Genomic DNA, 10141 nt, shown 5'->3' on the forward strand with positions numbered 1-10141 from the left:
ACCAGTCCCAGGAGAACCCGATGACGAGCACGCGGCAGGATTCGTTCACCGACGACTACTGGCTCGACCCGCACGCCACCCTCGCGCGGGCGCGGGAGAACGAGCCCGTGCGCACCGCGCACTTCGAGTCCGGCCCCACCTGGCTGGTCACCCGCTACGCGGACGTGCGCGCAGGCCTGGTGGACGAGCGGCTGGCCAAGGACTGGCGCTCCACCCTGCCCGAGGCCGAGCGCGCCGACGCCCCGCCCGGACTGCCCGCGCCCATGTCGCACATGCTGACCTCGCTCGACCCGCCGGAGCACACCCGGCTGCGCGCCCTGGTCACCCAGGCGTTCACCGCCAGGCGGATCGCCGCGCTGCGCCCCAGGGTCGAGCAGCTCGCCGAGGAGCTGCTGGACGGGCTGCCCGAGGACGAGCCGGTCGACCTGGTCGGCCGCTACGCGATCATCCTGCCGATGATCGTGATCTGCGAGCTGCTGGGCGTGCCGGAGCTGGAGCGCGACGAGTTCGCCAGGCTGTCCACGGTGCTGATCGACGAGTGCCCCGAGCCGGAGCTGGCCGAGGCGTCCGCGCAGATGGCCACCTACCTGGAGGGCCTGGTCGCGGCCAAGCGCGCCGACCCGGACGACGCCCTGCTGTCGGCGCTGATCTCGGCCTCGGACGACGCCGACCGGCTGACCGACCTGGAGATCACCGCGATGGCCATGCTGCTGCTCATGGCCGGGCACGAGACCACCGCGGTGTTCCTGACCAACAGCGTGCGCGCGATGCTCGACGACCCCACGCACGTGCACCGGCTGACCGACCCGAAGGCCGCGCCCGCCATGGTGGAGGAGCTGCTGCGCTGGCTCTCGCCCGCCATGAACGCCTCGCTGCGCTTCGCCACCGAGGACATGGAGATCGGGGGAGTGCCGATCGCGCGCGGCGAGTCGGTGATGCTGTCCACGGCCGCCGCCGACCGCGACCCGCGCGCGTTCCCAGACGCGGACGTGTTCGACCCGGACCGCAACACCTCCAAGCACGTGGCGTTCGGGCACGGCATCCACCGCTGCCTGGGCGCGGCGCTGGTGCGGCTGGAGGCCGAGGTGGGGCTGGCCGCGCTGTTCCGCCGGTTCCCGCAGCTGCGCGCCACCGCCGACCCGGCGACGCTGACGTTCCGGCGCAGCGTGCACGTGCACAGCCCGAGGGTGTTCCCGGTGCTGCTGGGCCCGCGCGCGGACTGACCGCCGCGCGGGCCTGCCCGAGAAGCCGACGAACGCCGAACGGGCCGGGGGACGTGATCCCCCGGCCCGTTCGGCTCGTCCGCGCTACCGGACGGTGCCAGGCGGTGCTAGTCCTTCACGACCGTCGCCGCCATCGCGCCCTCCTGGAAGTGCGGCCAGCGCGGCTCGGCCCCGCGCGGGTCGTCGCCCATGACCGTCACCCGCTGCCCGACCCGCCTGCCGGTGTAGTCGTTGACCGCGTAGTGCTGGGTGGCCCGGTTGTCCCACATCGCCACCGCGCCCGGCACCCACCGGTAGCGGCAGGTGCGCTGTGGGCTCTCCGACACCTCGAACAGGTGCTCCAGCAGCGCCGCGCTCTCGCCCCGGCTCAGCTGCAGGACGCGCTTGGTGAACATCCGGTTCACGTACAGGCTCTTGCGCCCGGTCACCGGGTGCACCCGCACCACCGGGTGCTCGACCTCGCTGCGGAACGTGCCCTGCGGGTGCGCGAACACGTGCGAGGCGGTCGTGCCCTCCAGCAGCTCCCGCATCGGCTCGGACAGCGCCTCGTACGCCAGGTACTGGTTGCTCCACATCGTGTCCCCGCCCGCCTCGGGGGTGAGCGTGATCTGCAGGACCGACGTGATCGGCGGGTGCTTCACGTAGGACACGTCGGTGTGCCACACGTCCGCCTTCGCGCCCTTATCGGAATCGAGCACCACGATGTGCTCGTGCCCCTCCAGCTTCGGCAGGAACGGGTGCACCTCCAATTCCCCGAACCGCGCGCCGAACGCCTGGTGCGCCTCCGGCGTCAGGCCGCCCGCCTCCGGGAAGAACAGCACCAGGTGGCGGACCAGCAGGTCGTGGATCTCCTTGAACTGCTCGTCGTCGACGGTGTTCAGGTCGACGCCGTACACCTCCGCGCCGATCGAGCCGGACACCGGGCGAACCTGGAAAGTCATGCCGCTCCTCATTCTCGTGAATTGTGGAAAACCTCGCGCGAATACCTGACTACCGCGCTCGCGGGCAATTCTCCGAACAATCGGACAACGCTCTTGACCTTGTTCTCCGGTCGCTGTCAGGATCGAGTGGTCCGCATTTCCTCCCGACTTTCCGGGATCGACGAGAGGACCAAGCCGGGATGACCGCACAGGACGAGCTGGCCAGGATGATCGACCTCGCGACGCCGTTCGCGGTGCGCGCGGCGGTGACCCTGCGCCTGCCCGAGCTGGTCGACAAGGGCGCCACCGCGCTGCCCGACCTGGCCACCGCCGCCGGGGCCGACCCCGACGCGCTGCGCAGGCTGCTGGCGCACCTGACCTCCATCGGCTTCCTCGCCGAGCCGGAGCCCGGTCGCTACGCGCTCACCGACGTCTCCCGCGTCCTGCTGCGCGACGACCACGCCGCCGCCCGCGCCTGGCTGGACATCGAGGGCCCCGGCGCGAAGATGGACCTGGCCTACGCGGGCATGGCGCACTCGGTGCGCACCGGCCGCTCCGCCTACGCCACCGTGCACGGCGTGCCCTTCTGGGAGGACTACAGCGCCGACGAGGCGCTGCGGGTGTTCTTCGGCCAGGTGATGGCCGTGCACGCCTGGCAGACCGGCCCGGTGCTGGCCGCCGACGTGGACTGGTCCGCCGACGCCCGCGTGCTCGACGTGGGCGGCGGCATCGGCGCGCTGCTCGGCGACGTGCTGCGCGGCAACCCGCACCTGACCGGCGCGGTGCTGGACCTGCCCGCCGTCGAGCCCGAGGCCGTGGAGGCGCTGCGCGCGGCGGGGCTGGCCGACCGGGCCGCGTTCGTGCCCGGCAGCTTCTTCGACCCGCTGCCCGCCGGGTACGACACCTACGTCATCTCCCGCGTGCTCACCGACTGGCCGGACGAGGACGCCCAGCGCATCCTCGCCCGCGCCGCCGAGGTGGTCGGCGACGGCCGCGTGCTGGTGGTGGAGGTGCTGGCGGGCGCGGAGCACGCCAAGAACAACTCCTCGTTCGACCTCCAGTCCCTGGCGCTGCTCGGCGGCCGGGAGCGCTCGGCCCCGGACTTCGAGGTCCTCGCCCGGCGCGCCGGGTTCGCCTCCGCCACGCCGCGCCGCTGGGACGGCGGCCTGCTCGTGGTGGAGTGCCGCCGCTAGCGAGCGCGTCACCGGCGCGCCCAGCCCGGCAGCTGCCCGCCCCTCGGGTCGGGCAGCACGCCGAGCTGGTGCAGCCGGTCCAGCGGGCGCAGCGCGTGCTGCCCGAGCCCGGACATGTTGTGCATGATCGTGTAGGTCAGCCTCCGGTTGCCGCCGGTCTTGCGCAGCGCCCGACGTCCGAGCGCCCGGCCGACCGGCGACAGGTCGGTGATCATCCGGGTGGCGCTGTGGCTGGTCGTGGCCACGTGCAGCAGCGCGCGCCTGCGCTCGTCGCTCCACGCCGCGAGCACCGGGTCGAGCCTGGCGGGCGCCAGGTCGCCCTCCAGCGCGGCGACCCGGTCGGCGAGCCTGGCCGCGTTGACGATGGAGCTGTTCATGCCCTGCCCGGCCGCCGGGTGCACCGCGTGCGCGCTCTCCCCGAGCAGCACGATCCCCTTGCCGGACAACGACTCCGTGAGCGAGCGCCCCACCGGCAGCACCTGCTTGCCGTTCCACGCCCGCAGCACGTCGGCGCGCTTCCCGGCGAACGCGGGCACCTGCCGGACGAACCCGTCCACCCAGTCCTGCGCCTTCTCCCGGTCGACGCCGCGCAGCTCGTCCGCCGAGACCTGCACGTACAACCGGGCCCGGTCGCCCGGCAGGGAGTAGCTCATGGCCAGCCCGCGCGGGGTGGCGTAGGTGGACACGTCCTCGCCCACCGGCTGGTCCGCCAGGTCGAACGCGGCCAGCTTGTGCGGGTACTCGGCGCGCGCCAGCTCGATCCCCGCGTCCTTGCGCAGCCGCGAGGACAACCCGTCCGCCGCCACGACGAGCGCGGCCGTGACGTCACCGCCGTCCAACCGCACCCCGCGCGCCCTGCCATCGCCGTCCCGCAGCAGCTCCCGCACGACCGCGCCCCGCCGCACCTCCACGCTCGCGGGCAGGTCGCGGGCCAGCGCGCCCAGGATCACGTGGTAGTCGTGCACCAGCAGCCACGGCCGCTCCGCGTCCAGCAGCGTGCGGTAGTCCATGGTCAGCAGCGCTTCGCCCTCGTGGTCCCGCGCGACGAGCGCGGGCACCCGCAGCGCCCCGTCCGCGAGCAGGCCGTCGACCACGCCCCAGCCCTGCAGGACGGTGATCGCGCCGGGTTGCAGCAGCTCGCCCTTGGCGATGGGCCGGACCTCGCGCTGCTTGTCCAGCACGAGCACCCGAAACCCGCCCCGCCCCAACGCGTGCGCCGCCGCGAGCCCGGCCACCCCGGCCCCGACGACCACCACGTCCACGTCCGTGCCCGTGCTCACGCGCCACTCCGCTCCACGTCGCGGACGCGCCGACGCGCCCGGTTCCGAGGGGACCGGTCGACGCCGGTCCCCGTTGCCCCGCGGGCGATCGCGCTCACGAGGCGGTCGCGTTCCGCAGCCCGGCGGGCGGGATCTCGTGCCGCACCCGCATCGCGTTCTGGGTCAGCAGGCTGAACAGCAGCACCGGGACCAGCACCGCCGCCGCCACCGTCACCCCGGTCCCGGCCGCGACCACCGCGCAGGCCAGCACCAGCCGCTCGCCCACCAGCAGCGCGTGCGCCCGCAGCGCCGACTCGCGGGTGATCCCGCCGCCCTGCGCCAGGAGCCCGCCGAACACCCACGCGCCGACCGCGAGCGCCACCACCAGCAGCGCCAGGTACGCGGCCCGGTCGGGCAGCGGCTCCAGCAGCGCGGCGAACGCGATCGCGCAAGCCCCCGCGTACAGCCCGGCCGCGAGCCGCGCGCTGTACGCGACCCCGCGCAGCACCGGCACCGACCGGTACCCGCCCGCCGCGTCCCCCGCCACGTCCCGCACCGCGCCGACCAGGTTCGAGGACGCGTCGTGCAGCAGGAACAGCACCGCGAACGGCACCGCGGCCCACACGTTCCCACCCGGCGCGCACGCCGCGCCCGCCAGCACCGCGAGCGAGGTCAGCGCCCCGCGCACCAGGTTCCCGGACAGCCCGCGCCCCTTGCACACCCGGCTGTACGCGGCGATCCCGACGACCCCGAGCACCAGCAGCGCCAGCACCCGCCAGCCCACCGACAGCGCCAGCCCGGCCGCGCCCAGCTCGCACACCGCCGCCGACACCAGCGCCGCCCGCGCGCCCAGCCGCCCGGACGGGATCGGCCGCTGCGGCTTGTCGATCGCGTCCAGCTCCCGGTCGAACCAGTCCCCGAGGTAGTGCCCGCCCAGCCACACCAGCACCGGCACGACCACCGCCGCCAGCACGTGCCACGGTCCGGGGTCCCCGCCCGCGACCGACAGCCCGGCCAGGCCGACCACGCCGGGGTAGGGCAGCGTGTAGGGGCGCCAGGTCTGGACGTGCGCCCAGGCCGCGCCCAACCCGTTCGCCACTACCGCCTCCGCGCCACGGACTTGTCCGCGACCCCGGCCAGCGTCGCGGTGTGCTCGTTGCCCGGAAGCCCGGCCAGGCAGGACTTGGCCAGCGCCACCTCGGCCTCGGCGTGCTCGGTGGCCACCGCCAGCGCGCCGGTGTCCACCAGCAGCTCGCGCAGCGCCGGGTAGGCCTCCTCGGCGGGCAGCTCGCCGCTGAGCACGCGGGCGATCCGGGCGCGCTGCCCGGTGGTGCCCCGCTCGTGCGCCAGCAGCACCGGGTAGGTGGGGCGCAGGTTCCGCAGGTCGCTCAGCTCGGACTTGCCGGTGACGGCCGAGTCGGACAGGTACGGCAGCAGGTCGTCGTGCACCTGGAACGCCAGCCCGAGGTGCTCGGCGTAGGAGGTGACCGCCTCCACCGCGTCCGGCCCCGCGCCGCCCAGCAGCGCGCCCGCCCGGCAGGCGCCCCGGAACAGCGCGCCGGTCTTGAGCGCCATCACGGTGACGTAGTCGCCCAGCGGGTGCGTGGGGTCCGCGGCGAGCGCGCCCTCCAGGGCCTGGCCCCGGCACACGTCCACGCCCGCGTCGGCGATCGCCCGCGCCGCGCCCAGCGCCGCCTCGGCCGGGACGCCCAGCTCGGTGCAGGCCGCGACCGCGCTGAACGTCTTGAAGATCAGCGCGTCGCCGACCACGATGGCCTCCGGCACGCCGAACCGGTGCTGCACCGACGGCTGGCCGCGCCGCACCTCGTCGTCGTCGATCACGTCGTCGTGCACGAGCGAGCCCACGTGCAGGTACTCGACGGCGAGCGCGGCGGGCACGACCCGCTCCACGTCCCCGCCGACCGCGCCCGCCGCCGACGCGAGCAGCAGGGGGCGCAGCATCTTGCCGGGGGTGAGCAGGGCGTACCGGGAGATGTCGAGCACCGGGTCGTCGCTCTCGGGCCACTCGGCGCGCAGCGCCTCGCGCAGCCGCGCCACGACCGCGACGGCGGCGGGGGAGAGGGCGTCCCGGTCGGGGCCGCCGCTCCTCGGGGCGGTCGTGGCGGGCGGGGGTGTGCCCGGCTCGGCGAGGGTGGTCCCGGCTGGGCCGTGGTCGTCCTCGGAGTGCTCCGAGACGAGCGCGATCACCACGTCGTTGCTCTCCTTCGCCGCCGCCGACACGCTCGTTCCCGCTTCCCCGCCGGTGCTCGTGCTGTCGCCGCTGTCGCCGCTGGCACTGCCGCCGCCGCTCAACGCGGCCAGCGCGCCGTCCCGCTCGTCGGGCCCGATCCGCCCGGCGGGCACCTCGGCGCGCAGCCGGGCGGCCACGTCCGCGCCGCCCACCAGGTACTCGACGCGGGGCGTGAGCGAACCGACCACGACCACGCGCGGGTCCAACCGCCGCAGCTCCAGCACGCGGTCGCCGGATACGCGCCCGCCCGCCCCGTCCACCACGAGCAGCCCGTCCGGCGCCAGCGCCGCCAGCGCCCGCGCGACCCCGCCCGACGTCGGGTCGCTCCCGTCCCGGCCGTCCACGACCACGACCGCGCCCCCGCCGCCGAGGAGCCCGTCGAGCAACCGCCGCAGCAGCACGCCCGTTCCCGGCCCGACCACGACCTCGGCCTCGGGCACCCCGAACCGGTCGGCTATCGCCCGGTCGAGCGGTGGGGGCTGCTCGGAACCCTCCCGGATTCCGGACGGCGACGGCGCTGGGCGCCCGTCGCGGGAAAGCTGGTGGACGATGTTCGGCACGCTGAGGTCCCCGTTCACCGGTTGAGTCCTGTCGGGAATCGCAAAGCTGTTCCCGAACACCTCTACCCAATTGGGGACTGGTGCGGAAGAGGGCTGTCCGGTTTTCCGCGATGCCCTTCACCGGATGTGCTGAGCAGTGCAAAGGACGACGTGCGGGTTCACCGCCCGGAAACTCCGGGGCGTGGACGTGTAATCATCCGCGTGCTATGCCGGGGGGTGCGCGTGGGACTTTCGGGGTATTCCCGGCCGTTCGGCTGCGTCCATTCGCAGGATGGCGCTGCACACCCTCGTTGACCTCCCTAACGGTGCGCTGCCGTCATTTCACCTGGTGGGCGCGGGTGCAGTTGCGGTACTCGGCCTTACCTGAGCAATTCTTAGCCTGAACAGTGCAGCGCCGACCGGCTCCCGCGTCCACCGCCCTGAGGTTCACGACGGTTCGGACCCCGAAGTGCTCCACTGCGGTCCGCCGTCCCACCGGGTGCCCCGTTCGGCCCACCCGTCCACCAGGCGGACACCGCCACCGGCGTTGCCTCGGATGGCGGGAAGCCGTCGGAAAGTGGCAATTCGGGCCATTCCCGCGACCGGCCGGGCCGCCTACCGTCCCCGTCGACCGGGAAAGGACTGATCTGGATTGTCGACCGAGTTCACACTCGTCCCACGCGTTCCGCTGTGGTTTTCCTGCCCGAACCGGGCTTTCCGGCGCGAACCCGTCCGCATTCCGAACGCCGAGCGGCGGAGCCGACCGTGCGCCTGCTGATCGCGGGCGCGAACGGCCGCCTGGGCGGCCGGGCCGTGGCGCACGCCCTCGCCGGTGGCCACGCGGTCACCGCCTTCGTCCGCACCAGGGGAGCGCTCCCCGACCACCCCGCGCTGACCGTGGTCACCGGCTCGGTGGTCGACGACCCCACCCGCCTGACCGAGGCCGTGCACGGCCACGACGCCGTCCTGTCCGCCCTGGGGAACCCGCTGTGGCTCAAGGGGAAGCGCGGACCGGCCATCGTGGAGACCGCCGTGCGCAACCTGACCGCGGCCATGCGCGCCACCGCCGTGCCGCGCATCGTGGTCCCCCCTGGCCTGGGGGACGGGCCGCAGCCGTCCGGCGTCCTCCAGGGTGGTCCGCCTGGTGACCACGACCCTGATCCGCCGCGACTACCGCGACTTCGACGCCGCCGAACGCGTCCTGGCCGAGTCCGACCTGGCCTGGACGATCGTGTACTTCGGCGCCCTGACCGATGGCGAGTCCACAGTGGACTTCACCCCCACCCGCCGGATCGTAACCCCGTCCCCGCTGGCGATCCCCAGGTCGACGCTGGCCGGTTTCCTGGTGCGGGCGGCGGAGACCGACGAGCACGCCCGCGCCAGGCTGGTCCTGAGCGGAGCGGTCCGATGAAGATCGTCCTCACCGGCGCGACCTCCGGCATCGGCGCGGCGGCGGCCAGGGGCCTGCACGCCCGAGGCGTGGACCTGGTCCCCGTAGGCCGCTCGCCGGAACGCGCGGCAGCCCTGTCCGCAGAACTGGGAATCCCCTGCCACACGGCGGACTTCACCGACCTGGCAAGCGTCCGCGCGCTGGCCGCCACCCTCCTGGAGGCGCACCCGCGCATCGACGTCCTGGCCGCCAACGCGGGCGGAATCCCACGCGGCGCCACCAGGACCGGGGACGGCCTGGCCCCGATCTTCCAGGCGAACGCCCTGTCCCCCTGGCTCCTGACCACCTTGCTGACCCCGTCCCTGCGCGGCGGCAGAGTGGTCTCGACCTCCTCCCGCTCGCACACCGCGGCCACCCTGCCCACCCCGCTGGCCAAGATCGCCGAGGACACGACCGGCCTAAGCCCGCACGCCGTCTACGCGTGGGCGAAGCTGGCGGGCGCCCTCCTCCTCCGCGAGTTCGGCAGGCGAGAGCCGGACATCACCGTGACCGACTTCCACCCCGGCCTGGTCGCCTCGGACTTCGGCCGCTACCTGGGAGGCGCGGGCGCCCTCCTGAAACTGCTCGCGACCCCGTTCCTGGACTCCCCGACCACCGCGGCCACCCGCCTGATCGACCTGGCCACCACCACCGAGGACGTGAACGGCCACTACCACGTCGACAACCGCAGGGCGCAGGGCTCACCCCTGCTCGACGACCGGGCGGCGGCCACCGCCCTGTGGGACCTGGCCACCCGCCTGACCGGCGGGTAGTTGCCGGTGGGCTTGGTCGTCGGGAGTTGTCCGCACCGCTGTGCTCGCCACCGGCAGAGTAGATCGGGTGCTACGTCACCTGGCCCGACGCGCCTAGGCCTTGTGCGCTATTCGGTGTAACTGATTTAGGGGGTCTGGCCTGCGGCCCGTTGCCGCACCTGGGGTGTTTCCACCCGCGACGCGGTCCGCCCGTTTTCGCAGTTGAGCGCGCTATATGTTATTCGCGTCCACCCGGCAACGTCTGTTCGGGTGAAAGATGGCTAACTTTTGGTGTGCGCCGTTGCTGCGGTAAGGCGAATGAGGAACTGAATATGGTTCACCCGTTCGGACGTTAACGGAAGGCGAGGCCGACGCGACGTAGTCGCTGTCACTGTTCGTAGGCCAACCGCGTGAGCGGGCCTTGCCTTGAGGGGGCCTGGTGAAGCTGATCGACCGGCTGCGACGGGTGTTCGGAGACCGGACCGCGCCGTCCCAGCCGCTGCGCACGCCGCCACCGCCGATGCCTCCCGCCCCGGTGCAGGCGCCGCAGGTCCAGCAGGCCCCGCCGCCGCGAA

7 protein-coding genes and 2 pseudogenes are annotated in these 10141 nt (G+C 73.8%); 5 read left to right on the top strand and 4 right to left on the bottom strand.

What is annotated here, in order from left to right; translation table 11 throughout:
* Positions 1 to 20 precede the first annotated feature (20 nt).
* Positions 21 to 1223, top strand: a complete 1203-nt coding sequence (locus tag LV78_RS12310; protein ID WP_253845200.1) for a cytochrome P450 family protein — start codon at positions 21 to 23, stop codon at positions 1221 to 1223.
* Positions 1224 to 1330: 107 nt separating this feature from the next.
* On the opposite strand, the gene LV78_RS12315 is transcribed toward LV78_RS12310, so the two are convergent.
* A complete protein-coding gene (locus LV78_RS12315; RefSeq protein WP_253845202.1) occupies positions 1331 to 2164 on the bottom strand; it encodes a TauD/TfdA dioxygenase family protein in 834 nt (277 codons plus the stop codon).
* Positions 2165 to 2343: 179 nt separating this feature from the next.
* Here LV78_RS12315 and LV78_RS12320 point away from each other — a divergent pair, with 179 nt between their 5' ends.
* Positions 2344 to 3336, top strand: a complete 993-nt coding sequence (locus tag LV78_RS12320; protein WP_253845203.1) for a methyltransferase — start codon at positions 2344 to 2346, stop codon at positions 3334 to 3336.
* An 8-nt stretch (positions 3337 to 3344) separates the two neighbouring features.
* Here LV78_RS12320 and LV78_RS12325 read toward each other — a convergent pair whose 3' ends face one another.
* The 3 genes from LV78_RS12325 to LV78_RS12335 form a co-directional block, all read right to left on the bottom strand.
* The gene (locus LV78_RS12325) at positions 3345 to 4616 is read right to left on the bottom strand and encodes an FAD-dependent oxidoreductase (RefSeq protein WP_253845205.1); all 1272 of its coding nucleotides are present in this window, start codon (positions 4614 to 4616) and stop codon (positions 3345 to 3347) included.
* 94 nt (positions 4617 to 4710) lie between these two features.
* On the bottom strand, positions 4711 to 5694 hold the full coding sequence (locus tag LV78_RS12330; protein WP_253845206.1) for a UbiA family prenyltransferase: 984 nt from the start codon (positions 5692 to 5694) through the stop codon (positions 4711 to 4713).
* Positions 5694 to 7424 carry a polyprenyl synthetase family protein gene (locus LV78_RS12335; RefSeq protein WP_253845208.1) on the bottom strand — a complete coding sequence of 577 codons (1731 nt, stop codon included), beginning with the start codon at positions 7422 to 7424 and terminating at the stop codon, positions 5694 to 5696. Before LV78_RS12335 ends, LV78_RS12330 begins: the two co-directional genes overlap by 1 nt.
* A gap of 774 nt (positions 7425 to 8198) precedes the next feature.
* On the opposite strand from LV78_RS12335, the pseudogene LV78_RS41995 reads away from it, so the two are divergent.
* The 3 genes and pseudogenes from LV78_RS41995 to LV78_RS12345 form a co-directional block, all read left to right on the top strand.
* A pseudogene (locus tag LV78_RS41995) lies at positions 8199 to 8426 on the top strand (NAD(P)H-binding protein); the annotation flags it as partial.
* Between the two features lie 103 nt (positions 8427 to 8529).
* On the top strand, positions 8530 to 8796 hold the full coding sequence (locus LV78_RS12340) for an NAD(P)H-binding protein (protein WP_253845210.1): 267 nt from the start codon (positions 8530 to 8532) through the stop codon (positions 8794 to 8796).
* Positions 8797 to 8810: 14 nt separating this feature from the next.
* Positions 8811 to 9587 (top strand): annotated as a pseudogene (locus tag LV78_RS12345) (SDR family NAD(P)-dependent oxidoreductase); the annotation flags it as partial.
* Positions 9588 to 10141 lie beyond the last annotated feature (554 nt).

The sequence above is a fragment of the Actinosynnema pretiosum genome, assembly GCF_024171695.1.
Taxonomy (GTDB): domain Bacteria; phylum Actinomycetota; class Actinomycetes; order Mycobacteriales; family Pseudonocardiaceae; genus Actinosynnema; species Actinosynnema pretiosum.

What these genes read in the sequence shown, in the direction of transcription:
- LV78_RS12310 (WP_253845200.1), top strand. Translation starts at nt 21, where the DNA reads ATGACGAGCACGCGGCAGGATTCGTTCACCGACGACTACTGGCTCGAC.
- LV78_RS12315 (WP_253845202.1), bottom strand. Translation starts at nt 2,164, where the DNA reads ATGACTTTCCAGGTTCGCCCGGTGTCCGGCTCGATCGGCGCGGAGGTG.
- LV78_RS12320 (WP_253845203.1), top strand. Translation starts at nt 2,344, where the DNA reads ATGACCGCACAGGACGAGCTGGCCAGGATGATCGACCTCGCGACGCCG.